Origin of the sequence: Bradyrhizobium sp. UNPF46 (assembly GCF_006658625.1) — a bacterium.
Classification (GTDB): domain Bacteria; phylum Pseudomonadota; class Alphaproteobacteria; order Rhizobiales; family Xanthobacteraceae; genus Bradyrhizobium; species Bradyrhizobium nitroreducens.
Window position 1 is genome coordinate 288,887 of sequence record NZ_LFJB01000003.1, and the last position, 22,786, is coordinate 311,672.

Below are 22,786 nucleotides of genomic sequence, written 5' to 3' on the forward strand. Positions count from 1 at the left end.
GGGAAACGCATGAGCAACACCGCAGAGGTCATCACCGGAACGACGGACCGCGCCGGATCGGCGCCGATCTCCCCCGCGTTCCGCAAGCTCGTGGTCGCGTCCTCGCTCGGATCGGTGATCGAACACTATGATTTCTTTATCTACGCGTTCACCGCGCCGATCGTGTTCGACCGCTTCTTCTTCCCCAGAATGGATTCGACAGCGAGCATGCTTGCGGTCTACGCGACGTTTGCGGTCGGCTTCGTCGCCAGGCCGCTCGGCGGCATGGTGTTCGGCCATTACGGCGACCTGCTGGGCCGCAAGGCGATGCTGACCATCACGTTCGTGCTGATGGGAATCGCGAGCTTCCTTATCGGCTGCCTGCCGAGCTATGATTCGATCGGGCTGCTGGCACCGGTCGCGCTGGTCACCTTGCGCTTCGTGCAGGGCTTTGCCTTCGGCGGCGAATACATGAACGCCGTGTCGCTGACGCTGGAGAATGCCCCCTCGGCAAGGCGCGGCTTCTTCGCCTCCTTCGTCAACGCCTCGGGTCCGATCGGCGTGATCCTGGCATCCGGGTTCATCGCGCTGCTCGGTTTCGTTTCTACCCCGCAGGATTTTGCGCAATGGGTCTGGCGCGTGCCCTTCGTGCTCAGCCTCGTGCTGGTGGTGCTCGGCACCTACATCCGCCTCCAGGTCGATGAGTCGACCTTGTTCAAGGCGGCACAGGCCTCGGCCGCGCGGCCGAAGGCGCCGCTGCTGGCAGTGGTGCGGTCGTGGAAGAAATCGGTGCTGTTCGGCTGCCTCGCGAACATGGCCCACAGCACGTTCCAGTATATGAGCACGGTCTTCGTGCTCGGCTATGCCGTCAAGACACTGGGCATGGCGCAGTCCAACGTCACCTTCGGCACCATGGTCGCCAATTTGCTGGAGATGTGCATGGTGCCGCTGGTCGCGAGCTACTCGGACCGCTTCGGCCGCCGCCCGTTCATCGCACTCGGCATCCTGCTGGCGGCGGCCTGGTACCCAATCTACTTCCAGCTCGTCGCGACCAAGGATCCGACGCTGCTCATCATGGGCCTCCTGGTCTCGATCGGAATCATTCATGCGCTGATGTTCGCGCCGGAGGCGGCTTTCACTGCCGAACTGTTTCCGACCGAGGTCCGCGTCAGCGGCTCCTCCCTGGGCAAGCAGCTCGGCATCATCCTAGGCGGCGGCATCGCGCCTCTGGTCGGCACCGCCCTGATGGGATCGAGCGGCAGCTTCACCCCCGTGATCCTGTATTTCGAGGTGATCGCCGCCTGCGCCTTCGTTGGAATCCTGTTCGCCCCGGAAAACGCGAAACGCGCGCTGTAGGCAGAGAACGGCCGCCGGAGGCTGGGGAAAGAAATACATCTCGCCAGCTTTCGCATCCGACGCTTACGATCCCTGAGTGCGATTCGCGCCGGGGAACCGCCATGGGACCGAGATCTCTTGTTGCCGCAACCTTGACGGCTCTTGCCGTGCTCATGACGGCGCCCGCCGTCGGACAGAAGGGCGCGCTGACGACGAGTCAATCGGAGGCGATCGCGGCTTACGAGCGCGCGCTCGTCGACTTCAAATCGATCCTCGCCGAGCGGCGCCGCCAGATCGACGCGAAAGAGCCGCTGCCGAACCTGCCGGGACAGGCGTTGTATCTGGCGCGCGTCGCTGTCATCAGCACCTACAAGGATCTCACCGACGCCATGCCGTCGCGGATCGGCCGGCCCAACAAGTTCGAGATCCCGCCGGCCTATTTCGACGCCGAGATCGAACCGCTGATCGACGAATATTCTGAACTCTTCGACGTCATGGAGGCGCCGCCGGCGAATGCGCAGAACTCGGCGACACCGTTCAAGGACGTCGTCGATCTCGCGACAGTGATCGCGCGCGCCAAGGGACTTCCTCCCGACCACGCCGCTGCGGCGGGGCGCATCAGCCTCGGGCTGTTCTTTGCCGAGACCAACGGCAAGCAGAACGTCCGCAACGGGCGCTCCAACACCTATATGGGCAGCTTCCAGACCGGCCCCTCCGAAGACCGCAACGGCAGGCGGAAATGGCAGGCCATCAAGGGCGAGATCGCCGCGATCGATCCGCACCTGAGCGCGCGCGACGACAAGGAAGAGGCGCGGGCCCGCAGCATCGATCGCCGCTTCAACCACTGGACCAACGTGCGCGACGGACTGATGAACGCACACGCGGAGGTCTTCCGCGAGATCCCCGCCATCGTGAAGACGCTGCCCGACCCGATCGACCAGATGAAGCTGTTCGAGCTAATCCAGATCGTGCCCACACCGACGCGATCAGCGCTCAAATCCGGCGATCTCCTGAATTACCGGGTCTCCAGCCCCACGATCATGAAGCACCTGCGCAACAACAGCATCTTCGCCTTCGGACGGGCCGACCGCGCGCGCACGTCAGCCAGCTTCCGCGAGATTCTCGCGGCGATGTGGCTGTTCAACCGGAAATTCGAGAAGGCGATGGCGAAATACGCGGAGATCAAGGGGCGGTAAACCATCACGACTGTGTCGATGGAAGAGACAATCGCATTCTCATCCTCGCGACAGCCGCTACCAACTCAAAGCCGCTTGATGAAATGGTAGCGGCGAATGCCACCGCCTAGCGTCTTGTTGGTGGGGGCATCGGCGATCTCCTCGCGCACTGGCTCGTATCCGGCGTTACGATACAGCGCCAGCGCGTCCTCCTGAAGCTCGGACGTACTCAGCTGCAATTGCGGCCGATCGCGACAGCGGCACTCCTGTTCGGCGAACGCCAACATCTTCCGCGCGATTCCGCGGCGTCGCGCGTCGGGAGCGACGTACATGCGCCGCAACTCCATAGCGTCCGCGCCAACGGCCTCCAACCCAAACATGCCAACAATCCTGTCGGTGGCGACAGCGACCCAGAAACCGCCATCCCGGCTTGCATAGTAATCGGCGAGCCGGTCAATCTCCTCGATCAACGAACGAGCGATGTAGTTTTCAAACGCCTCCGCCAGATGCGCCGGCGCCAGCAGGCGATTGACCCGGATGAACAGCTCGCGCACAGGCGCCGCATCGGACGGCGTGAAAGTGCGAATCTGAATCTCGTCCGTCATTGAGGCGCTGCCACTACTCCGTCCGGATCGGCGAATCCTTCAGGCCGCTATTGTCATAGGCCTTGCGCAGCGTGCCGTTGGTCGTCGCGTCCGTCATGAATTTGGTGACGAAGGCCAGCGCCTGCTGGTGACCGAGCGGCACGGCGACGGCGGTCACCGTCTTCTTGAACGTCTCGTCCAGCACCTTCGTGCCCGGGATTTTTTGCGCCATCTTGTTGAGCTGATCGCGCGACAGCGCGAAGGCGTCGATCTCGCCGCTCCTCAGCAGGCCGAAGATCTCGTCATAGGTCTGATAGCCCGTGACCTTGGCATGCTTCAAATGCGCGATCGCGCCGCGCATGGTCGTCGTCGCGTTGACGGCGGCGACCTTGATTCCGGGCTGGTCGAGCGTCGCAAAATTGGTGACGGCGGAGCCGGGCTTGACGATATAGGTGGCGTCCGCGACCTCGTAGATCGGGCCGAACAGCATCCTGGTCTCGCGCTCGGGATCTTTGGGGAGCCAGGTGACGTCCCAGGTGCCCCTTGACGCGGCGTCGGTGATCTGCCCGGAATTCTGGTGCGCGACATATTCGACTGATACCCCGAGCTGTGCAGCCATCGCCTTGCCGAGATCGACGGGAACGCCGGCATAGCCGGCTTCGGTCTTGGTCGACCAGAACGCCCCGCCTGCGGGGCTGATGGCGATCGCGACCCGCAGCTTGCCGGTCGGCGCGATCTCGTCCTTCAAGCCGTCGGCTAGCGCGGGCATCGCAACCATCGCCGCGAGAGCGAGGCCGGTGAGGGCCGACCGGAATGGCGTTGGCATGTCATGGTCTCCTCACCTTTTCTTCTTTCCGGTTCTGCTTCCGGTCGCTCTATCCGGCTCACGCGGCCTTTGACACAATTCTGGTCGATCGTGCGCCCGGTGAAAAGCAGTTTGTCACGACAAATCCGTCAAAGGCCACACCGCCCTGTGCAGCGCAAGGCCGCCGACTGCCATGGCTATGGTGTTCCACGGCCGGACATTTGTTGGTAGCCTGCCGCACCGACAGACGATACTCGGGGGCTACCGAATGACCGCATGGAATCCCGCATCTCCCGCACGGCGCAATGAAGCGTGGAGGCAGGCCGGGCGGACGCTGGCCGCCGCGGTGGCCCTGGTCGCGCTGACGGGTTGCGAGGACAAGAACACGTTCGTGGCACCGCCGCCGCCCAAGGTGGACGTGGCAACGCCGGTGCAGCGCGCCGTGACGCGCTATATCGAGGCCACCGGCAACACCGCGCCGATCAAGAGCGTCGATCTCGTGGCGCGCGTGCAGGGCTTTCTGCAATCGATCGACTATCAGGACGGCAGCTTCGTCAAGCAGGGCACCCAGCTGTTCACGATCGAGCCGGAGACCTACAAGCTCAAGCTGGAGCAGGCCCAGGCGGCCGAGGCCGGCGCGCAGGCCTCGCTGCGGCAGGCGGAAGCCGATTACAAGCGGCAGGCCGAGCTGGTGCAGCGCCAGGCGGTCTCGCAAGCCACGCTCGACAATTCCACCTCGACGCGCGACAACGCCCAGGCCAATCTGCAGCAAGCGCAGGCCAATACCAGGCTCGCCCAGGTCAACTACGGCTATACCAGGGTGACGGCGCCGTTCGATGGCATCGTCAGCGCCCACATGGTCTCGATCGGTGAGCTCGTCGGCGTCTCCTCCCCGACCCAGCTCGCGACCATCGTCGCGATGGACCCGATCTATGTGAACTTCACCGTCAACGAGCAGGACGTGCTGCGCATCCGCGCCGAGGCGACGCGCCGGGGATTGACGCCAGCCAACCTCAAGCAGTTTCCGATCCAGATCGGCCTTCAGACCGAAACCGGCTATCCGCACGAAGGCCATCTCGACTACGTCGCGCCGACCCTCAACCAGTCGACGGGCACGCTGGCGGTTCGCGGCCTCATCCCGAACGACAAGCGGGTGCTGCTGCCCGGATACTTCGTACGGGTCCGCGTGCCGTTCGATCAGGAGAAGAGCGCCCTGCTCGTCCCCGATACGGCGCTCGGCAGCGACCAGGGCGGCCGCTATCTGCTGGTGGTCAACGCCGACAACGTCGTGGAGCAGCGCAAGGTGCAGATCGGCCCGGTCGACAACGGGCTGCGCGTCATCGAGGGCGGCCTGAAGCCGGAGGACCGCGTCGTCATCGCGGGACTTCTGCGGGTGATCCCGGGCCAGAAGATCGATCCGCAGGTGACCAAGATCGAGCAGCCGCAAGCCTCGAGCAAGTAAGGGGCCGCAGCCATGATCTCAAAGTTCTTCATCGAGCGGCCGGTCCTCTCGAACGTCATTGCGCTCCTGATGATCCTGATCGGCGGCGTCGCGCTGTTCAACCTCGCGGTCGCGCAATACCCGGATGTGGTGCCGCCGACCGTGCAGGTCACCACGCGCTATCCCGGCGCCAGCGCCAAGACCGTGATCGACACGGTTGCCTTGCCGATCGAACAGCAGGTCAACGGCGTCGAGGACATGCTCTACATGCAGTCCTACAGCGGCTCCGACGGCACCTATACGCTGACCGTAACCTTCAAGATCGGCACCGACCTCAACTTCGCGCAGGTGCTGGTGCAGAACCGCGTCTCCAGCGCGCTGTCGCAATTGCCGCAAGCCGTGCAGAACCAAGGCGTCACCGTGCAGAAGCGGTCGACCTCGATCCTGCTGTTCGTGACGCTGACCTCGCCGGATGCGCGATACGACAGCCTTTATCTGAGCAACTACGCCACCATCAACATTCGCGACGAGCTCTCGCGCCTGCCCGGCGTCGGCAACGTCACCGTGTTCGGCGCCGGCCAATATTCGATGCGGGTCTGGCTCGATCCGAACAAGCTGCAGGTTCGCGGCCTGGTGCCGCAGGACGTCATCAACGCCATCCAGCAGCAGAGCCAGCAGGTCTCCGCCGGCCAGGTCGGCGCGCCGCCGACGCCGCCGGGCCAGGCGTTCCAGTACACGCTCAACGTCAACGGCCGGCTCGAGGACACCAGTCAGTTCGAGAACATCATCGTCAAATCGGGTACCAGCGGCGACGTCACGCGCGTGCGCGACGTCGGCTGGGTCGAGCTCGGCGCGCAGACCTACAGCCAGATCTTCTCGCTCAACAAGCAGCCGGCCGTCGGCATCGGCGTATTCCAGTCGCCCGGCGCCAATGCGCTTCAGGTCGAGCAGGCCGTCGAGAAGAAGATGGCCGACCTCGCCAAGCGTTTCCCGGAAGGCATCAAATACGACACGCCGTTCGACACCACCAAGTTCGTGGAGGCCTCGGTGCACGAGGTCTACATGACGCTGATCGAGGCAGGTCTCCTTGTGCTGGTCGTGATCCTGGTCTTCCTGCAGGACTGGCGCGCGATGCTGGTGCCGGCAACGACGGTGCCCGTCACCATCATCGGCGCCTTCGCCGCGATGGCGGCGCTCGGCTTCACCATCAACATGTCGACGCTGTTCGCGATCGTGCTCGCGATCGGCATCGTGGTCGACGACGCCATCGTCGTGGTCGAAGGTGCCGCCCACAACATCGAGCGGGGCATGAACGGCCACGACGCCGCGATCAAGGCGATGGACCAGCTGTTCGCGCCGATCGTCGGCATCACGCTGGTGCTGATCTCGGTGTTCCTGCCCGCCTCGTTCCTCGCCGGCCTCACGGGCCGCATCTACTCGCAATTCGCGCTGGTGATCGCGGCGACCGCGCTTCTGTCGGCCATCAACGCGGCGACGCTGAAGCCGACCCAATGCGCGCTCTGGCTGCGGCCGGCGGTGCCGACGGAGCAGCGCAACTTCTTCTACCGCGGCTTCAACGCCGTCTATGACCGCGTCGAGCGCGGCTATACCAGGCTGATCACGTTCCTCGTGAAGCATGCCGCCATCTCGGTCGCATTCGCGCTATTGGTCATCGGCGCCAGCGGTTACGGCCTGTCGCGGGTGCCGACCGGCTTCCTGCCGATCGAGGACCAGGGCTACCTGATCGCCGCCGTGCAGCTGCCCGACGGCGCCGCGCTGGAGCGGACGCAAGCCGTGCTCGACAAAGCGAGCGGGCTGATCAAGGAGACGCCCGGCGTGGCGCAGGTCATCACCATCGCCGGCATCTCCGCGCTCGACAACAGCGCCAGCCTTGCCAATGCCGGCGTCGCCTACATCATCCTGAAGGACTGGGACGCGCGCAAAGGGCCCGGCGAGGATCTGCGCTCGCTGGTCTATGGCCTCAACGACAAGCTCGCGACCATCATGGAGGCGCGCACGCTGGTGCTGCCACCGCCGCCGATCCAGGGCATCGGCAACGCCGCCGGCTTCTCGATGCAGGTCGAGCTGCGCGACGGCAACAGCGACTTCGCCAAGCTGCAGGCCATCACCGGAGCAATGGTCTCGAACGGCCAGAGCCAGAGCGCGCTGCAGCGGGTGCAGTCCTCGTTCCGCTCCTCGGTGCCGCAATTCAACGTCGAGATCGACCGGATCAAGACCCAGACGCTGCACGTCACGACCGACCAGGTGTTCTCGGCGTTGTCGACCTATCTGGGCTCGTCCTTCGTCAACCAGTTCAACAAGTTCGGCCGCGTATTCCAGGTCTACACCCAGGCCGATCCGGCCTTCCGCGTCACCGAGCGCGACATCGCCAACATGCAGGTGCGCAACTCGAACGGCGACATGATCCCGATCGGGACCGTCGCCAAGATCACGCCGGCGACCGGCCCGTCGCTGATCAGCCTTTACAATCTCTATCCGTCCTCGACCGTGATCGGCCTGCCGGCGCAGGGCTACTCCTCCGGCCAGTCGCTGAAGCTGATGGAGGAGATCGCCGACAAGACGCTGCCGCCCGGCACCGGCTATGAATGGACGGCGATGTCGTATCAGGAGAAGGCGGTCTCGAACCAGATCTACTGGGTGTTCGGGCTCGCCATGCTGCTGGTCTATCTGGTGCTCGCCGGCCAATACGAGAGCTGGTACGCGCCGATTTCGGTGATCCTCGCCGTGCCGCTGTCGCTGCTCGGGCCGATGCTGATCCTCTCCGGGCTCAAGATCGACAACAACCTCTATTGCCAGATCGGCTTGATCCTGTTGATCGCGCTGTCGGCCAAGAACGCCATCCTGATCGTCGAGGTCGGGCTCGAGCTGCACGGCCGCGACGGCAAGCCGGTGCTGGAGTCGGCGATCGAGGCAGCACGCGCCCGCTTCCGGCCGATCCTGATGACCTCGTTCGCCTTCATCCTCGGCGTGGTGCCGCTGGTGCTCGCCACCGGCGCCGGCGCCAGCGCGCGCAAGTCGATCGGCATCACGGTGTTCTCGGGGATGCTGGCCTCGACCTGCCTCGCCGTGCTGTTCGTTCCCGCCTTCTTCGTGGTGGTGCAGCGCTTCGAGAACTGGCGCGCGAGCAAGAAGGCACCGAAGGCGGAGACGGTGGCGGAGGTGAAGCCTTAGTTCTCGGCCGGCTCAAACAAAAAGTGCGAAAACAACCCCATGCACAGTAGCGATGGGGTTGAAAAGTCTCACGAAAGTTTCGGTCTTGCCGAAGCGACTTGCATCGTCGGGCAAAACACCGGCATCATGGCATCATCGGTGGACGTTCGGCGAGGCGCCCCCCGCTCGTGCCCCGGACGCAGTGCAGCGCCCCGGCGATGCGAAGCATCGTCCGGTGCGGTGCGCTGCAGAGCCGGGGCCCATGCGGCACGGGGACTCGCGGCTCTGGGTCCCGGCTCTGCGCTGCGCTTGTCCGGGACACGAGACGTCACACCGCCTGCGGGGTGCGGATCTCGCGGGGCAGGATGATCGCGGCTGCGATGGCCAGCAGGCAGAGGCCGGCGAAGGCGTGCAGCATCGTCACAAAGCCGCCCTGCTCGTAGAGCCAGGCGACGAGACCCACCGAGGCGCCGGCCGCGGTGAAGCCGATGAAATAGCGCACCGCATAGGCGCGCGAGCGCCATTCCTCGCTGGTGTACTTGCCGACCATGGCGTCGTTCACCGTGACCTGGCCGAACGCGCCCATGACGATGCCGATCGAAACCAAAATCAGCGGCAGGTTGTTCAGGCTCGCGGCCAGATACAGGAATGGCGCCAGCATGAAGGACAGCGGCAGGGCCACCGTCTTCAGCGAGTAGCGGTCGAGCAGCCGACCGATCGTGTACTGCGTCATCGCGCCGAACACGTAGACGCAGGCGGCGATGACCCCGAGCAGCGCCGGGCTCCTGGTCAGGTCGGCGAGCCGCTCCGCAAACAGTTTTGGCAGCGCGACTGTGACGGCGTTGAACGTAGTCGAGATCGCGATCACCACGATCAGCAGCGACAGCACCACGCGCCACATGTCCTGCTTGGCGACGCGCGCCTGCGCCGCCGCCTGCTTCGAGCCTTTGCGGTCCTCGTGCACGACCATCATCGCAAAGGCGACGCCGATCAGGATGGTGACGACACCGGGGACGATGAAGGCAAAGCGCCAGCCGAGATATTGCCCGATCACGCCTGTCACCAGCGCCGAGGAGGCCACACCGAGATTGCCCCAGACGCCGTTGATGCCCATCTCGCGGCCGAGACGGTCGGCATAGGACACGATCATCGCGGTGCCGACGGGATGGTAGATCGAGGCGAAGATGCCGATCGAAAGCAAGGCGGCGCCGAGCTGCGCCGGGGTCTGCACGAGGCCGACCGAGATCATGGACGCTCCGATGCCGACGAAGAAGATCAGCATCATGTGGCGGCGGCTCCAGCGGTCGCCGAGCCAGCCGGTGAGCAGCGAGCCGGCGCCGAAGGCGACGAAGCCCGGCGTCGCATAGGGCAAGAGTTCCGAATAGGCCATGCCGAGTGCCGGCCCCATGATGATGACGGCGGCGGCGAAGATCAGCATCGAATAGTGGTCGATGAAATGGCCTGCGTTGACGAAACTGATCACCCGGCTGGGGCTGTTCATTTCCCGAATCCTCTCCTGCTCCGAAATGAGTTATATGTCCTCCCCATGACGGGATGCTGCCAATGACTGTCTTGGAAACGCCAATCTTGGAAACGCCAATCCTGCGGGAGGTCCGGAGCAACCACCGCTCGCCCGCCGGCGTGCACCTGGTCGCGCGCGACTATCCCAAGGGGATGCGGATCGAGCCCCATCTGCACCGCGAGGCGCAGCTGATCTATGCGGCGAAGGGCACCATGCAGGTGACGACGCCCGAGGGCCGCTGGCTGGTGCCGCCGGACCGGGCGGTCTGGGTACCGGCCGGGCTCGAGCACGCCCTCGACCTGCTCGCCGACATCGAGATGCGCACGCTGTATTTCGACCTGTCGTGGCTGAAGCGCGAGCGGCGCTATGAGGGATTGACCAGGGAGTTCGTGGTGCGGGTGTCGCCGCTGCTCAACCAGGCGATCCTCGCACTGTTCGATTCGCGCAATACCGAGGAGCGCACCGAGCTGCTCGTGCGCCTCGTGATGCTGGAATTGCACCAGGCCGAGGATTCCGCGACCTTCGTGCCCCTGCCGCACGAGCCGCGCTGCCGCCGCGCCGCGCTGATCGTGCTCGACGATCCCACCGGCTTGCACGATATCGACACGCTGGCGCGCGAGGTCGGAACGTCGGCTCGGACGTTGTCGCGGCTGTTCTCGAGCGAAACACAGCTCAGCTTCAAGAGCTGGTGCCAGCGCGCAAGGATTGCGGCTGCCATCCAGCGGCTGTCGACGGATGCGAATGTCTCGGTGAAACAGCTCGCGACCCAGCTCGGCTATGCCAGCGTGCCCGCCTTCTCGGCCGCGTTCCGTCAGGTGACGGGACGGACGCCGACGGAGTTTGCGGGGAAATAGGCTGCCACCATTCGCAGCAGGTCGTCATGCCCGGGCTTGTCCCGGGCATCCACGCTCTTCGTGCCGCGTGGCAAGGCGTGGATGGCCGGGACAGGCCCGGCCATGACGTTGTGGAAACTGGAGTGCCCGTATGCAAACGCACCGCTTCGCCCAGCATGCCGCCATTCTCCAAACGCACGGCCCGACTAAAGTTGCCGCATTCCTCCGCTTGATTGTGATCGGTCTCCGTCCAAATTCCGTGTAAGCTTCCGCAACGCACAAACCTGACACGAAAGTCCCGATGGCCAACGCCTTCTTCTCCGATCTGCTCGCCACCATCTCCGAGCGCGGCCGCACGCTGCTTCGTCGCGGCGATTCCGCCGACACCAGACCGGATGCCGACGGGCTGATCGAGCTCTGCGACGCGCTGCTGTCGGGCCGGGGCGAAGCATCGGGCATCGCCATCGCGCGCGAGGTGCTCGACATCTACCGGGAGCTGGATGCGGCAGGACGCCGCGCCTTCTTCGACGGATTGGTACGCGATTTCGGCCCGGACCGGGAACGTCTGTCCAAGGCCATCGAGACATGGCGCGCGGCGCCCAGCGACGAGGACGCGAGCTCCTTGCATTTCGCCTCGGAGCCGCGCCGGCAGGAGCTGATCCGCCGGCTCAACCGCGCGCCCGGCGGCACCGGCGAGCTCGTCAACATGCGCGCCGATCTGCTCGGCATGATGAACGGGCACACCGATCTCGCAGCGCTCGATCGCGACATCTCGCATCTTCTTTCTTCGTGGTTCAACAGGGGGTTCCTCGTGCTGCGCAGGATCGACTGGTCGACGCCGGCCAACATCCTCGAAAAGATCATCCGTTACGAGGCCGTGCACGAGATCTCCGACTGGGACGATCTGCGCCGCCGCATCGATCCGGTCGACCGCCGCTGCTACGCCTTCTTCCACCCCGCGATGGTCGACGAGCCCCTGATCTTCGTCGAGGTGGCGCTGACCGAGACGATCCCGGGCGCGATCGCGCCGCTGCTAGCGGTCGACCGCCAGCATCTGCCGACCGACCGCGCGCGCACCGCCGTTTTTTATTCGATCTCGAATACACAACGTGGCCTTGGCGGCATCTCCTTCGGCAGCTTCCTGATCAAGCAGGTGGTGGAAGAGCTGCGCCGCGAGTTGCCGAAGCTCGACACTTTCGTGACCCTGTCGCCGGTGCCGGGCTTCATGGCCTGGGTGAAGCAGGACAAGGATCTGCCGCTGTCGGACGAGGACCGCGAGACGCTGAAGCGCCTCGACGATCCCAAATGGTTCGAGAGCCCCGAGACGACGGCCCTGCTTCGCGGCGTGATCGAGCCGCTGGCGGCGCACTATTTCCTCAAGGCGCGCACGCCGAAGGGCAAGCTGATCGATTCCGTCGCCCGCTTCCATCTCGGCAACGGCGCAAGGCTCGAGCGCATCAACTGGCTCGGCGACCTCTCGCCGAAGGGATTGCGCGAATCCGCCGGCGTGATGGTCAACTACCTCTACCGCCTCGACGACATCGAGAAGAACCACGAGGCCTATGCCAATGACGGCGAGGTCGTGGCATCCAGCGCGGTGAAGAAGCTGCTGAAGGGCGAAGGACGGCGGCTGCTGGATATGCGGTTGTCGTAAGCGCAGTCGCTCTCCCCACCGTCGTTGCGAGCGCACAACGTCGAAGGGCTGCACCGCCCTCTCCACCGTCATTGCGAGGAGCACTTGCGACGAAGCAATCCAGACTGTCTCCGTGGAAAGATTCTGGATTGCTTCGCTTCGCTCGCAATGACGGAGTGTGTGGGACGGCATCTGAAGCAATCATATCCCACGATCCCCGGGGCCGGGGCGGCTGGTAAGGGCACCGCCCTCCCCACCGTCATTGCGAGGAGCCCTTGCGACGAAGCAATCCAGACTGTCTCCGTGGAGACAGTCTGGATTGCTTCGCTGCGCTCGCAATGACGGAGTGTATAGCGACGATCTGCGCTTGATTGCAGGTCGTCCGATAATCAGATCAGCGTGTCGTACAGATCAATCCACTCCGGATTGAGGCTCTCGATCAGCGCAAGCTTCTTTGCCCGGCTGCCGCCCTTGATCTGCTTCTCGCGTGTAATCGCGTCGATCATGGTGTCGTGCAGTTCGTACCAGACGAGAAGCTTGCAGCCGTACTTCGAGGAGAAGCCCTTCACCAACCCCTCGCGATGCTCGAACGCGCGGCGCGGCGGATTGGATGTGACGCCCGTGTAAATCGTCCCGTTGCGACGATTGGCGAACATGTACACGCAGGGCTGCTTCATGATCGTGCTCAGCTTGGGAGAGATTTCACGATGCCACAACCAAGAGATGATTGCTAGCAACCCGACAAGAACTGCAGCTCTCCCCGCCGTCATTGCGAGGAGCCCTTGCGACGATGCAATCCAGACTGCCTCACCGGAAAGATTCTGGATTGCTTCGCTGCGCTCGCAATGACGGAGTAGGTGGCGCGGACGTCGCGCCCAAGCCGCCCGCCCCTACTCCGCCAGCGCCTTCATCTCCTTGTAGAGATCCGACTTGCCCTCGAAGCCGATGCCGGCAAGCTCGGGCATGGTGATGTGGCCGTTCTCGACGCGGACGCCATCGGGGAAGCCGCCATAGGGCTGGAACAGGTCGGGATAGCTTTCGTTGCCGCCGAGCCCGAGGCCCGCTGCGATGTTGAGCGACATCTGGTGGCCGCCATGCGGGATGCAGCGGCTGGGAGACCAGCCGTGGGTCTTCAGCACCTCCAGCGTGCGCTGGTATTCGCACAGGCCGTAGGACAGCGCGCAGTCGAATTGCAGCCAGTCGCGGTCGGGACGCATGCCGCCGTAGCGAATGAGATTGCGGGCGTCCTGATGGCTGAACAGGTTTTCACCGGTTGCCATCGGGCCCGGATAGAATTCGGCGAGCGCTGCCTGCAATGCGTAATCGAGGGGATCGCCGACCTCCTCGTACCAGAACAGCGGATAGTCCCGCAGCATCTTGGCGTAGGCGATGCCGGTCTCCAGATTGAAACGGCCGTTGGCGTCGACGGCGAGCTGCGCGTCCTTGCCGATCTCTTCCAGCACGGCCTCGATGCGCTTACGGTCCTCGCCGATATCGGCGCCGCCGATCTTCATTTTCACGACGTTGTAGCCGCGGTCGAGATAGCCGCGCATCTCGCCGCGCAGCATCGACAGGCCCTTGCCGGGATAGTAATAGCCGCCGGCGGCGTAGACGAAGACGCGCGGATTGGCTTTGACGCCATGGCGTTCGGCGAGAAGGCGGAACAGCGGCTTGCCCGCGATCTTCGCCACCGCATCCCACACCGCCATGTCGATGGTGCCGACCGCGACCGAGCGCTCGCCATGGCCGCCTGGCTTTTCGTTGGTCATCATCGCGGCCCAGACCTTGTCGGGGTCGAGATTGTCGCCGGCCTCCTTCAGAAGCTTGTTCGGATCGGCCTCCAGAATGCGCGGGGCAAAGCGCTCGCGGATCAGACCGCCCTGCCCGTAGCGGCCGTTGGAATTGAAGCCATAGCCGACGACGCGCCTGCCGTCGCGTACCACGTCGGTGACGACGGCGACGAGGCTGGTCGTCATTTTGGTGAAGTCGATATAGGCGTTGCGGATCGGGGACGAGATCGGTTTTGTAATTTCGCGGACGTCGACGATGCGGACGGACATGGGGGTTTGCCTCTGTGATCAGAAATTTCGCGACTGTTTCTCCGTCATCCTGAGGTGCGAGTGGCGCGATGCAAAGCATCGCGCCGAGAGCCTCGAAGGATGAACGGCCGAGGTGCAGCCGGGCCGTCGCCCTTCGAGGCTCGCCGAAGAGGCGAGCACCTCAGGGTGACGGGGATCTATTTGGACGCGCTGCGCCTCCGATCGTACCGCGATGACGGCTCCGCCGTTACTTCTTATCCCTGAAATACGGCTCCACCGGCCCGTGCACCTTGATGGTCAGCGGATTGCCGTGGCGATCCCTGGCGTTGCCTGCGGTGACGCGGACCCAGCCTTCGCTGATGCAGTACTCCTCGACATTGGTCTTCTCGATGCCCTTGAAGCGGATGCCGACGTCGCGCGACAGGATGTCCGCGTTGTAATAGGGGCTGTTCGGATCGACCGAGAGGCGGTCGGGAAATTCGTCGCTCATGATTGTCTCGCTCACAACAGTGTTTCGATTTGATTGCGCAATCCTTCGGGCCGCGCGGTCGGCGCGTAGCGCGCGACCACCTTGCCCGCACGGTCCACCAGGAATTTGGTGAAATTCCATTTGATGGAGGCGCCCAGCAGGCCCGATTGCTGGCGTTTCAGGTACTCATACAGAGGGTGCGCCTTCGGCCCGTTGACGTCGATCTTCTCGAACAGCGGGAAGGTGACGTCGTAATTGGTCGAGCAGAATTCCTGGATCTCGCTCGCCTGCCCCGGCTCCTGCGCCCCGAACTGGTTGCAGGGAAAGCCGAGCACGGAGAAGCCGCGCGGAGAGAGATCGCGATGCAGGTCCTCCAACCCGCGATATTGCGGCGTGAAACCGCATTTGCTCGCGGTGTTGACGATCAGCAGCACCTGCCCTTCGAAACGTTTCAGGACGACCTCCTCGCCGGCAAGCGAGTTGGCCTTGAAGTCGTAGATGGCGGTCATCGTCAGCCCACTGGATCGATCGGCGACGCCGGCACGCCGCCGGCCTCGATCGCCTCGCCTGCGAGCAGGCACAGATCCTCGCGATAGCGGCCGGAGACCACGTGCACGCCGACCGGCGCCTTGCCGACGAGACCGGTGGAGACCACGAGGCCCGGCAGTCCCATGAAGGGAATGGCGATCTGCGGCAGCTGCGCTTCCCAGACCCGCTTGAAGGAGGCCTCGTCCTTGCAGTCGAGATGATCCGGGAACGGCAGCTCGCCGGAGACCGGGGTCAGCAGCACCGCATATTTCTCGAAGAACAGCATCCACTCGCGCGTCAGCGTGGCTCTTCGGGTCAGCGCCTTGGCGTAGTTCGCCTGGTCCATCGGCGTGACCCTGCCGCGGTTGCCCCGCAGGCAGGCCAGCGCGCCGGGATCGCCCTCGCGCTCGGCCATCTCGAGCTGCGCCTCATAGCCGTCGCCGAGCCAGAGCTTGATCTGCCACTCCACCGCCTCGCGCATCGGCGGCGTGTCCTCGATGATGTCGACGGTCCACCCCGCCCGCTCCAGCCGCTTGCCGGCGTCGCTCACCGCCGCCTTCACCTCCGGCGTGGTGGCGAGGCCGCCCGGATTGAGGCAGAGCGCGGCGCGCTTGTCCCGCGCCGGACCTTCCAGCGGCGCCGGCACGAACCAGGGATCGCGAATGTCGCGGGCCGACATCGCGGCGAGCGAGATGCGAAGGTCGTTGACGGTGCGCGCCAGCGGGCCCGACACCGCCATGATCTGCGGCCCGATCGGGCGCTCCGGCAGCGCCGGATTGAAGGCGGGGATACGGCCGAGCGTCGGGCGCAGGCCGTGCACGCCGCAGGCATAGGCGGGATAGCGGATCGAGCCGGCGATGTCGGTGCCATGGGCGATATGGCCGATGCCGGCCGCGACCGCCGACCCGGCGCCGCCGGACGAGCCGCCCGGGGTCAGCGAAGCATCACGCGGGTTCTTGGTGTCGCCATGGACGAGGTTGGTGGTGAACCAGCGATAGGAGAAGGCGGGGCAATTGGTGCGGCCGAGCAGGACGGCGCCGGCTTTGCGGAAATTGGCGACCACCGGATTGTCCTCGCGCGCGATCAAATCGCGCTGCAGCTTCAGGCCGTTGGTGGTGGCAAAGCCTTCCTGGTCGACATTGGCCTTGATGGTGACGGGCACGCCGGCGAGCACGCCGGGGTCATCGCCCCTGGCAATTGCGGCGTCGACGGCATCGGCCTGTTTGAGCACGTCGTCCGGCCGGTGGTCGATCACCGCATTGAGCTGGGGATTGACGGCGTCGAGCCGGGCGAGCCCGGCCGTGGCGGCCTCCCTGGCGGAGACCTTCCTGGACTTGACGAGGGTGGCGAGGTCGGCGGCCGACAGGCGCCAGAGATCTTGCATGGCTTGCTCCGTATGACCGGCGTCTTTTAGCGCCGGGAACGCGGCAAAGCCATGCGGATTTCGCAGAGGCGAAGGGCGGGTCTGACGCGGAGTGGTGCTCCAACCCCCGTCATTGCGAGCGAAGCGAAGCAATCCAGAGTGCTTCCTCAGAGGCAGTCTGGATTGCTTCGTCGCAAGGGCTCCTCGCAATGACGGGGAGAGAGCGGTGTCCTCCAGCGGAGGCAGCTAGCCGCGCCCCTCCTAATGCCGCGTCGCGGAGGGGTCCGGGATGTCCAGCAGGGCCTCGGTGAAGGGAAACTCCAGGACGATCTCGCCTTCGGTGTCGGTCACCTCGATCACGGCCTCGAGCAACGCGCGCTGGGTGCCCTCCGACTTCACCACTTCCAGGATCATCTGGCGGGCGACCTCCCAGGCGCCATCGGGGTTGCGCAGATCCTCGCCGTCAGGATCCACGATCAATTCGTCGCCGATGCGGGTGTTGAAGAAATATCTGGGCATGCCTGATCCAATGGGGTCGCCTGTAGCCGATTGGAAGCCGTTCCTTACTCACAACTCGTTTATCCCGACAGGGATCACGACCTATCGGCAGTTTGCCTATGGCATCTTTACGGCCGCAATACGCTCTCTTTGCAGTGCAGCAATTCCGCACGCCTACTACCTATGTCCGGGAAAATTTCACTGGCGAACTTCTCGGCCGGCATTAGTTTATCGGGTGGGCGGATACGTCCGAATTCGCAAAAATGGAGAGCCGAAATGGCATGGAAAGCCCCGAAGATCGTCGAAGTGCCTTGTGGCATGGAAATCAACATGTATGTGAGCGCCACCCGCAAGTAAGCCGGTTGGCAAACTCGCGTTCTGCGCCGGTGGATCTTTCGGTCACGATGGCATTCGTGTCGGCCTGAGATCCACCGCGCGTGTTCCTTCCAGGAGACGGATTATGCTTCGCGTCGTCGTCCTGGGCGCCGCAGCCGGCGGCGGAGTTCCCCAGTGGAATTGCGGCTGCGAGGGCTGCCGGGCGGCCCGCAATGGCGGACCTGAGCTGCACCGGACGCAGGCCTCGGTCGCCTTCAGCGGTGACGGCGAGAACTGGTTCCTGATCAACGCCTCCCCCGACCTGCGCCAGCAGTTGAATGCCACGCCGCAGCTGCACCCCAAGGCCGGGGCGCTACGCCATACGCCGATTGCCGGTGTGATCCTCACCAACAGCGAAGTGGATGCGGTGGCGGGCCTGCTGTCGATGCGCGAGAGTTCGCCGTTCACCATCTATGCGCATGGGAAGGTGCTGGCGATCCTTGCCAGCAACAGCATCTTCAACGTGCTGAACGAGAAGCATGTGCGGCGCCAGCCGATCGGAATCAATGAGCCGTTCGAGCCGCGACTGACCGACGGCGCACGCTCCGGGCTGGAGGTGCTGCCCTTCGCAGTGCCCGGCAAGTCGGCCTGGTATCTGGAAGGCAAGGTACACCCCGGCGGCGAGAGCGGCGACGGCGATACGCTGGGGCTGAAGATCACCGACAAGGCGACCGGCAAGTGTTTCTATTTCCTCGCGGCCTGTGCCGAGATCACCGACGCGCTCAAGGCCGAGATCGACGGCGCTTCGCTGGTGTTCTTCGACGGCACGGTCTGGACCGACGACGAGATGATCCGGTGCGGCCTCGGCCACAAAACCGGCAAGAGCATGGGACATGTCGCGATGTCCGGCGACGACGGTGCGATCGCGCGGCTCGCCGACCTCAAGATCGGCAGGAAGCTGTTCCTGCATATCAACAACTCGAACCCGGCGCTGCTGCCCGCCTCGGCTGAACGCAAGACTGCTGAACAGGCGGGATGGCAGATTCCCGCGGATGGAACGGAGATCGTGCTGTGACTACGTCAATGGCTGGAATGACTGCGCTCTCGATCGGCAAGGATATCAGGCTCAACTCGGCCGAGGAGCTCGAGGCGACGCTGCGCCACATCGGCGCGACGCGCTATCACAGCCTGCATCCGTTCCACAAGCTGCTGCATGGCGGCAAGCTGAACAAGGGCCAGGTGCAGGCCTGGGCGCTGAACCGCTACTATTACCAGAGCACGATCCCGATCAAGGACGCAGTGGTGATCTCGCGCTTCCGCGACCGCGCCACGCGCCTGGAATGGCGCCACCGCATCGAGGACCATGACGGCGACGTCGGCAGCGAAGGCGGCATCGAGCGCTGGATCAAGCTGACCGAAGGCCTCGGCCTCGACACGGCCTACGTGGAATCCACCGAAGGCATCTTGCCGGCGACGCGCTTCGCGGTGGAGGCTTACGTGCACTACTGCCGCGAAAAAAGCCCGCTGGAGGCGATCGCCTCCTCGCTGACCGAGCTGTTCGCGCCGAGCATCCACGAAGAGCGCATCGCCGGCATGTTGCAGCATTACGACTTCGTCAACCCCGACATCATGAGCTACTTCAAGCGCCGCCTGACGCAGGCGCCGCGCGATGCCAATTTCGCGCTCGACTATGTCAGGACGCATGCGAGGACGCCGGAAGAGCGCGCCTCCGTCTGCAATGCGCTGATCTTCAAGACCAACGTGCTGTGGGTGCAGCTCGACGCGCTCCAGCACGCCTATGTCGAGGGCAACATTCCGCCGGGCGCGTTCGTGCCCAAAGCGAGCTGAGAGGAACGGGAATGGCCGGGCCGCGGAACATCAGCGTCAGCGAGACGAGCCGCCCCGTGCTGCCGCGGCACGCCAAGCTGAAATATGACGAGACCCGCAAGGTCTGGGTGATCCTGGCGCCGGAACGCGTGCTTGCACCGGACGAGATCGCGGTCGAGGTCTTGCAGCTCTGCAACGGCGAGCGCAATGTCGGCGACATCGCCGATCAGCTTGCGGCGAAATACGCGGCGCCCCGCGAGGCGATCCTGGCCGACGTCGTCGTCATGCTGCAGGATCTCGCCGACAAAGGCTTTCTCACCGAGATCAGGGAGAAGACGCCATGAGCGACGTGCTCCCGAACATCCCTCCCGAAGCCAGCGACAGCCTCGCGGTGCTGGAGAAGCAGCGCTCGACGGCGGAGACCTTCGGCATTCCGCTCGCCGTTCTGCTCGAGATCACCCATCGCTGTCCGCTGCAATGCCCCTATTGCTCCAATCCGGTCGAGCTCGACCGCTCGGGCAAGGAGCTGACCACGGAGGAATGGAAGAAGGTCTTGGGCGAGCTCGCCGAGATCGGCGTGCTGCAGGTGCACTTCTCCGGCGGCGAGCCGACGGCGCGCAAGGACCTGGTCGAGCTGGTGAAGCATGCCAGCGACGTCGGGCTCTACACCAACCTCATCACCTCGGCCGTGCTGCTGACGCGGGAGCGGCTGAGCGAGCTTGCCGATGCCGGGCTCTGCCACGTGCAGATCTCCTTCCAGGGCATCGAGGAAGGGCTCGCCGACCGCGTCGCCGGCTACAAGGGCGGCCACCGCAAGAAGCTCGAAGTCGCCAGATGGACGCGCGAGCTCGATCTGCCGCTCACCGTGAACGCGGTGATGCATCGGCAGAATCTGCATCAGCTCCCCGACATCATCCAGATGTCCGTCGATCTCGACGCCGACCGGCTCGAGGTCGCCAATGTCCAGTATTACGGCTGGGCGCTGAAGAACCGCGCGGCGCTGATGCCGACGGTGGCGCAGCTGGACGAGTGCACTGACATCGTCGAGGCTGCGCGCGAGCGCCTGAAGGGCCGGCTGACGATCGACTATGTCGTACCTGACTACTACGCGCTGCGGCCGAAGAAATGCATGGGCGGCTGGGGCCGGCAGTTCTTCAACATCTCGCCCGCCGGCAAGGTGCTGCCGTGCCACGCCGCCGAGAGCATCACCGGGCTCGATTTCTTGTCGGTGCGCTCCAACCATTCGATCGCCTGGATCTGGCAGAACTCGGAGGCCTTCAACCGCTATCGCGGCACCGGCTGGATGAAGGAGCCGTGCAAATCCTGCGAATTCCGCGAGATCGATTTCGGCGGCTGTCGCTGCCAGGCCTTCGCGCTGACCGGCGATGCCGCCAACACCGATCCCGCCTGCGCGCTGTCGCCGCTGCACGAGACCATCTTCAAGCAGGCGGAAGCCGAGGCCGCGGGCGAAACCAGCCGCTTCCTCTATCGCAACTTCGCCGGCGGCACCCTGGAATCCGATAATGGGACCTGACGCCGACGCGGGCACGGCGGCCAAGGAAGCAGTCCGGCGCGCCGATCCCTTTGCGCCGCTGACCTCCGACATGCTCGACGTCGGCGACGGCCACGAACTCTACGTCGAAAGTGTCGGCCGCAGCGACGGCATCCCCGCGATCTATCTGCACGGCGGACCGGGGAGCGGCTGTCAGCCCGACCATCGCCGCCTGTTCGACCCCGACCGCTTCTGTGCGGTGCTGTTCGACCAGCGCGGCTGCGGCCGCAGCCGGCCCAAGGGCTCGCGCGAGCACAACACCACGGCGCACCTGATCGCGGACATGGAGAAGATCCGCGAGAAATTCGGCTTCGACCGCTGGATGGTGGTCGGCGGCTCCTGGGGAGCGACGCTGGCGCTGGCGTATGCGCAGGCGCATCCCGAGCGCGTCTCCGGCATTGCGCTGCGCGCGACGTTCCTCGGTACGCGGGCGGAAGTGGAGACGGCCTTCACGGTGCGCCTGCCGCAATTCTATCCCGCGCTGTCCGAAGATTTTCTGAGCGTGCTCCCGCTGGAAGAGCGGGACCGGCCGGTCGAAGCTTACTATCGCCGCATCCTCGATCCCGATCCTGCCGTTCACGGACCTGCCTCGCGGGCCTGGCACGACACCGAGCGCGCTCTGTCGGAGCATAAGGCGGCGAAGACGCGGCTCGATCTCGCCTCGCTGAACGTCTGGCGTACGCTGCCGGCCACGCCGTTCATGGAGGCGCATTATTTCGTCAATGACAGCTTCATGAACGAAGACCAGTTGCTGCGGAACGCGGGCCGGCTCGAAGGCATTCCCGGCATTATCGTGCAGGGCCGCTACGACCTGTTGTGTCCTCCCGAGACGTCCTATGCTCTCGCGAAAGTTTGGCCGGGTTCCGAGCTTCGCATCGTGGAAGAAGCCGGACATTCGCTCTATGATGCCGGCGTGAGGGACGCGGTGATGAAGTCGATCGCCGACCTCGCGTCGAAGGCCGCGCGCTAATGCGCGGAGGAAGGACAGCAAGAAGATGCCGCTCGCCGGGAAAGGCATGCTGCTGACGTCGATGAATATCGACGCGGCCGATGAGGCCGATTTCAACCGCTGGTACGATCGCGAACACCTCGAAGAGCGCGTCGCGATCGACGGATTTCTCGAAGCGCGGCGCTATGTCGCGCATGCAGCCAACCCCAAATATCTCTCGCTGTACTCGACCGAGACGCTCGACGTGCTCGACAGCCCCGCCTACCGGGCGCGGCTCGCCAATCAGACCGATTGGTCGCGGCGGTGCATGGCACGTTTCCAGGACATGCTGCGCGTGGTCGCGCGCATCACGATCAGCATCGGCACCGGACGCGGCGCCGCGCTTGGCCTCGTGCGGCTGCGGCCGACACCGGATAACGCCGGCCCATGGCGTGATGCACTGCAAGAAAAGCTGGTTCCCGGGAATCGCGAAGGCATCATCTCGATGCACCTGCTCGAGAGCGAGCCGGAATTGTCGGGCGCAATGGCGGGTATTCCGGCAGTGCGCAACGAAGGCGCGCGCGACTGGTTCGTGCTGATCGACGGCACGCATGTCGGCGCCGTCTCGGCCGTCATTGCCGAACGTTTCACCGGACCGGCTGCAGCGCCCTTCCCGCTTCCGGTCTCCGTCGGCACCTACAGCCTGATGTGGGACCTCGCGAAGAGCGATATCGCGAGCGGCTGAATCGCTCATCTGCAGCGCAACATATTGCGCCGCCGCATGCTTCG

At 64.7% G+C, this 22,786-nt stretch carries 22 protein-coding genes; 13 read left to right on the forward strand and 9 right to left on the reverse strand.

The features are described from left to right. Nucleotides 1–9 precede the first annotated feature (9 nt). Together UNPF46_RS02775 and UNPF46_RS02780 are read left to right on the forward strand one after the other, a co-directional pair. Entirely contained in the window at nucleotides 10–1,335 is a 1,326-nt protein-coding gene (locus UNPF46_RS02775; RefSeq protein ID WP_142248952.1) for an MFS transporter, read from the forward strand. A 101-nt stretch (nucleotides 1,336–1,436) separates the two neighbouring features. Further along, entirely contained in the window at nucleotides 1,437–2,510 is a 1,074-nt protein-coding gene (locus UNPF46_RS02780) for a hypothetical protein (RefSeq protein WP_142248953.1), read from the forward strand. A 65-nt stretch (nucleotides 2,511–2,575) separates the two neighbouring features. Here UNPF46_RS02780 and UNPF46_RS02785 read toward each other — a convergent pair whose 3' ends face one another. Together UNPF46_RS02785 and UNPF46_RS02790 are read right to left on the reverse strand one after the other, a co-directional pair. Next, nucleotides 2,576–3,094: a GNAT family N-acetyltransferase gene (locus tag UNPF46_RS02785; RefSeq protein WP_142248954.1), complete on the reverse strand. Its 519-nt coding sequence runs from the start codon at nucleotides 3,092–3,094 to the stop codon at nucleotides 2,576–2,578. A gap of 13 nt (nucleotides 3,095–3,107) precedes the next feature. Then, the gene (locus UNPF46_RS02790; RefSeq protein ID WP_142248955.1) at nucleotides 3,108–3,899 is read right to left on the reverse strand and encodes a transporter substrate-binding domain-containing protein; all 792 of its coding nucleotides are present in this window, start codon (nucleotides 3,897–3,899) and stop codon (nucleotides 3,108–3,110) included. A 247-nt stretch (nucleotides 3,900–4,146) separates the two neighbouring features. On the opposite strand from UNPF46_RS02790, the gene UNPF46_RS02795 reads away from it, so the two are divergent. Together UNPF46_RS02795 and UNPF46_RS02800 are read left to right on the forward strand one after the other, a co-directional pair. After that, nucleotides 4,147–5,340, forward strand: coding sequence for an efflux RND transporter periplasmic adaptor subunit (locus UNPF46_RS02795; protein ID WP_181769737.1), 1,194 nt, complete (start codon nucleotides 4,147–4,149; stop codon nucleotides 5,338–5,340). A gap of 12 nt (nucleotides 5,341–5,352) precedes the next feature. Next, on the forward strand, nucleotides 5,353–8,511 hold the full coding sequence (locus UNPF46_RS02800) for an efflux RND transporter permease subunit (protein WP_142248956.1): 3,159 nt from the start codon (nucleotides 5,353–5,355) through the stop codon (nucleotides 8,509–8,511). A gap of 307 nt (nucleotides 8,512–8,818) precedes the next feature. Here the strand turns inward: UNPF46_RS02800 and UNPF46_RS02805 are convergent, their stop codons facing one another. After that, nucleotides 8,819–9,991, reverse strand: a complete 1,173-nt coding sequence (locus tag UNPF46_RS02805) for an MFS transporter (protein ID WP_142248957.1) — start codon at nucleotides 9,989–9,991, stop codon at nucleotides 8,819–8,821. A 53-nt stretch (nucleotides 9,992–10,044) separates the two neighbouring features. Between UNPF46_RS02805 and UNPF46_RS02810 the strand changes: the two genes are divergently transcribed. After that, nucleotides 10,045–10,866 carry an AraC family transcriptional regulator gene (locus tag UNPF46_RS02810; protein ID WP_100178371.1) on the forward strand — a complete coding sequence of 274 codons (822 nt, stop codon included), beginning with the start codon at nucleotides 10,045–10,047 and terminating at the stop codon, nucleotides 10,864–10,866. Between the two features lie 280 nt (nucleotides 10,867–11,146). Beyond that, nucleotides 11,147–12,499: a malonyl-CoA decarboxylase gene (locus tag UNPF46_RS02815; RefSeq protein ID WP_100178370.1), complete on the forward strand. Its 1,353-nt coding sequence runs from the start codon at nucleotides 11,147–11,149 to the stop codon at nucleotides 12,497–12,499. 368 nt (nucleotides 12,500–12,867) lie between these two features. On the opposite strand, the gene UNPF46_RS02825 is transcribed toward UNPF46_RS02815, so the two are convergent. The 6 genes from UNPF46_RS02825 to UNPF46_RS02850 form a co-directional block, all read right to left on the reverse strand. Beyond that, complete coding sequence (locus UNPF46_RS02825; protein WP_142248959.1) at nucleotides 12,868–13,155, reverse strand: GIY-YIG nuclease family protein; 288 nt, start codon at nucleotides 13,153–13,155, stop codon at nucleotides 12,868–12,870. 213 nt (nucleotides 13,156–13,368) lie between these two features. Beyond that, nucleotides 13,369–14,538 carry a D(-)-tartrate dehydratase gene (gene tarD / locus UNPF46_RS02830; RefSeq protein ID WP_142248960.1) on the reverse strand — a complete coding sequence of 390 codons (1,170 nt, stop codon included), beginning with the start codon at nucleotides 14,536–14,538 and terminating at the stop codon, nucleotides 13,369–13,371. Nucleotides 14,539–14,764: 226 nt separating this feature from the next. Further along, nucleotides 14,765–15,007, reverse strand: coding sequence for a DUF3297 family protein (locus UNPF46_RS02835; protein WP_174719038.1), 243 nt, complete (start codon nucleotides 15,005–15,007; stop codon nucleotides 14,765–14,767). Between the two features lie 11 nt (nucleotides 15,008–15,018). Next, nucleotides 15,019–15,495, reverse strand: a complete 477-nt coding sequence (locus UNPF46_RS02840) for a glutathione peroxidase (protein ID WP_100178367.1) — start codon at nucleotides 15,493–15,495, stop codon at nucleotides 15,019–15,021. A gap of 2 nt (nucleotides 15,496–15,497) precedes the next feature. Continuing rightward, on the reverse strand, nucleotides 15,498–16,898 hold the full coding sequence (locus UNPF46_RS02845) for an amidase family protein (RefSeq protein ID WP_142248961.1): 1,401 nt from the start codon (nucleotides 16,896–16,898) through the stop codon (nucleotides 15,498–15,500). Between the two features lie 240 nt (nucleotides 16,899–17,138). Next, nucleotides 17,139–17,396, reverse strand: a complete 258-nt coding sequence (locus UNPF46_RS02850; RefSeq protein ID WP_100178365.1) for a DUF6894 family protein — start codon at nucleotides 17,394–17,396, stop codon at nucleotides 17,139–17,141. A gap of 255 nt (nucleotides 17,397–17,651) precedes the next feature. Here UNPF46_RS02850 and pqqA point away from each other — a divergent pair, with 255 nt between their 5' ends. The 7 genes from pqqA (at nucleotide 17,652) to UNPF46_RS02885 (ending at nucleotide 22,742) form a co-directional block, all read left to right on the forward strand. Beyond that, nucleotides 17,652–17,732, forward strand: a complete 81-nt coding sequence (gene pqqA, locus UNPF46_RS02855; RefSeq protein WP_007595659.1) for a pyrroloquinoline quinone precursor peptide PqqA — start codon at nucleotides 17,652–17,654, stop codon at nucleotides 17,730–17,732. Between the two features lie 103 nt (nucleotides 17,733–17,835). Further along, nucleotides 17,836–18,765 carry a pyrroloquinoline quinone biosynthesis protein PqqB gene (gene pqqB / locus UNPF46_RS02860; protein ID WP_100178364.1) on the forward strand — a complete coding sequence of 310 codons (930 nt, stop codon included), beginning with the start codon at nucleotides 17,836–17,838 and terminating at the stop codon, nucleotides 18,763–18,765. 17 nt (nucleotides 18,766–18,782) lie between these two features. After that, nucleotides 18,783–19,538 (forward strand): pyrroloquinoline-quinone synthase PqqC, encoded by a 756-nt coding sequence (pqqC, locus tag UNPF46_RS02865; protein WP_181769748.1) that lies wholly within the window; start codon nucleotides 18,783–18,785, stop codon nucleotides 19,536–19,538. 11 nt (nucleotides 19,539–19,549) lie between these two features. Continuing rightward, nucleotides 19,550–19,861: a pyrroloquinoline quinone biosynthesis peptide chaperone PqqD gene (gene pqqD / locus UNPF46_RS02870; protein ID WP_142248963.1), complete on the forward strand. Its 312-nt coding sequence runs from the start codon at nucleotides 19,550–19,552 to the stop codon at nucleotides 19,859–19,861. Further along, a complete protein-coding gene (gene pqqE / locus UNPF46_RS02875; protein WP_142248964.1) occupies nucleotides 19,858–21,051 on the forward strand; it encodes a pyrroloquinoline quinone biosynthesis protein PqqE in 1,194 nt (397 codons plus the stop codon). The genes pqqD and pqqE overlap by 4 nt, the downstream gene beginning before the upstream one ends. Continuing rightward, a complete protein-coding gene (gene pip, locus UNPF46_RS02880) occupies nucleotides 21,041–22,039 on the forward strand; it encodes a prolyl aminopeptidase (protein ID WP_142248965.1) in 999 nt (332 codons plus the stop codon). Before pqqE ends, pip begins: the two co-directional genes overlap by 11 nt. A gap of 25 nt (nucleotides 22,040–22,064) precedes the next feature. Continuing rightward, entirely contained in the window at nucleotides 22,065–22,742 is a 678-nt protein-coding gene (locus tag UNPF46_RS02885) for a DUF4286 family protein (RefSeq protein WP_142248966.1), read from the forward strand. The last annotated feature ends 44 nt before the right edge of the window (nucleotides 22,743–22,786 follow it).

What these genes read in the sequence shown, in the direction of transcription:
- pip (WP_142248965.1), top strand. Translation starts at nt 21,041, where the DNA reads ATGGGACCTGACGCCGACGCGGGCACGGCGGCCAAGGAAGCAGTCCGG.
- tarD (WP_142248960.1), bottom strand. Translation starts at nt 14,538, where the DNA reads ATGTCCGTCCGCATCGTCGACGTCCGCGAAATTACAAAACCGATCTCG.
- pqqB (WP_100178364.1), top strand. Translation starts at nt 17,836, where the DNA reads ATGCTTCGCGTCGTCGTCCTGGGCGCCGCAGCCGGCGGCGGAGTTCCC.
- pqqA (WP_007595659.1), top strand. Translation starts at nt 17,652, where the DNA reads ATGGCATGGAAAGCCCCGAAGATCGTCGAAGTGCCTTGTGGCATGGAA.
- UNPF46_RS02795 (WP_181769737.1), top strand. Translation starts at nt 4,147, where the DNA reads ATGACCGCATGGAATCCCGCATCTCCCGCACGGCGCAATGAAGCGTGG.
- UNPF46_RS02845 (WP_142248961.1), bottom strand. Translation starts at nt 16,898, where the DNA reads ATGCAAGATCTCTGGCGCCTGTCGGCCGCCGACCTCGCCACCCTCGTC.
- UNPF46_RS02790 (WP_142248955.1), bottom strand. Translation starts at nt 3,899, where the DNA reads ATGCCAACGCCATTCCGGTCGGCCCTCACCGGCCTCGCTCTCGCGGCG.
- UNPF46_RS02800 (WP_142248956.1), top strand. Translation starts at nt 5,353, where the DNA reads ATGATCTCAAAGTTCTTCATCGAGCGGCCGGTCCTCTCGAACGTCATT.
- UNPF46_RS02835 (WP_174719038.1), bottom strand. Translation starts at nt 15,007, where the DNA reads ATGAGCGACGAATTTCCCGACCGCCTCTCGGTCGATCCGAACAGCCCC.
- pqqC (WP_181769748.1), top strand. Translation starts at nt 18,783, where the DNA reads ATGACTGCGCTCTCGATCGGCAAGGATATCAGGCTCAACTCGGCCGAG.
- UNPF46_RS02850 (WP_100178365.1), bottom strand. Translation starts at nt 17,396, where the DNA reads ATGCCCAGATATTTCTTCAACACCCGCATCGGCGACGAATTGATCGTG.
- UNPF46_RS02825 (WP_142248959.1), bottom strand. Translation starts at nt 13,155, where the DNA reads ATGAAGCAGCCCTGCGTGTACATGTTCGCCAATCGTCGCAACGGGACG.
- UNPF46_RS02780 (WP_142248953.1), top strand. Translation starts at nt 1,437, where the DNA reads ATGGGACCGAGATCTCTTGTTGCCGCAACCTTGACGGCTCTTGCCGTG.
- pqqD (WP_142248963.1), top strand. Translation starts at nt 19,550, where the DNA reads ATGGCCGGGCCGCGGAACATCAGCGTCAGCGAGACGAGCCGCCCCGTG.
- UNPF46_RS02775 (WP_142248952.1), top strand. Translation starts at nt 10, where the DNA reads ATGAGCAACACCGCAGAGGTCATCACCGGAACGACGGACCGCGCCGGA.
- pqqE (WP_142248964.1), top strand. Translation starts at nt 19,858, where the DNA reads ATGAGCGACGTGCTCCCGAACATCCCTCCCGAAGCCAGCGACAGCCTC.
- UNPF46_RS02810 (WP_100178371.1), top strand. Translation starts at nt 10,045, where the DNA reads ATGCTGCCAATGACTGTCTTGGAAACGCCAATCTTGGAAACGCCAATC.
- UNPF46_RS02885 (WP_142248966.1), top strand. Translation starts at nt 22,065, where the DNA reads ATGCCGCTCGCCGGGAAAGGCATGCTGCTGACGTCGATGAATATCGAC.
- UNPF46_RS02805 (WP_142248957.1), bottom strand. Translation starts at nt 9,991, where the DNA reads ATGAACAGCCCCAGCCGGGTGATCAGTTTCGTCAACGCAGGCCATTTC.
- UNPF46_RS02840 (WP_100178367.1), bottom strand. Translation starts at nt 15,495, where the DNA reads ATGACCGCCATCTACGACTTCAAGGCCAACTCGCTTGCCGGCGAGGAG.
- UNPF46_RS02785 (WP_142248954.1), bottom strand. Translation starts at nt 3,094, where the DNA reads ATGACGGACGAGATTCAGATTCGCACTTTCACGCCGTCCGATGCGGCG.
- UNPF46_RS02815 (WP_100178370.1), top strand. Translation starts at nt 11,147, where the DNA reads ATGGCCAACGCCTTCTTCTCCGATCTGCTCGCCACCATCTCCGAGCGC.